The 538-nt window shown below is 46.3% G+C and carries 1 pseudogene; it reads right to left on the minus strand.

From position 1 onward, the window contains the following. A pseudogene (locus tag R7Z77_RS28070) lies at nucleotides 1-538 on the minus strand (pilus (MSHA type) biogenesis protein MshL); the annotation flags it as partial.

The following is a 538-nucleotide window of genomic DNA, read 5'->3' on the forward strand; positions in this document are numbered from 1 at the left end:
GTTCACGCCAACAACGGTCGGTTTAAGTAGAATAACTAACTCAGTTTTTTGTGTCACATTCGAAGTGTTGCGGAACAAGTGACCCAGAGCTGGCACGTCGCCAAGGAATGGGACTTTTGACACTTGCTCGACATTTTGTTGCTTCATCAAGCCACCGATAACCACAACATCGCCATCTTTCGCACGAATGACCGAATCTGATTCTCGAATCGAGCTTTTTGCCAAAGGCAATTGAATGTTTTGAAAATCACCACCAAGATTTAACTGCTTCACTTCTTCTGTGACTTCAATGACCGCTGGATGCACATGCAAGAACACGTTGCCCTTGTTGTCGATTTGTGGCGTCACATCAAGTGAAATGCCCGAGAAGAATGGCGTCAGTTCTACTTCAGGAACCGCATTAGAGTTTTCACCATTACCCGCATTACTGGAAAGCTCAGTTACGAAGTACTGATCGGTACCAACTTTGATCACTGATTTTTGGTTGTTCGCCGCCGTAATACGTGGGCTTGAGAGTACGTTGAGGACGCCTGGCGTC

This window comes from Vibrio sp. 1401, assembly GCF_033340295.1.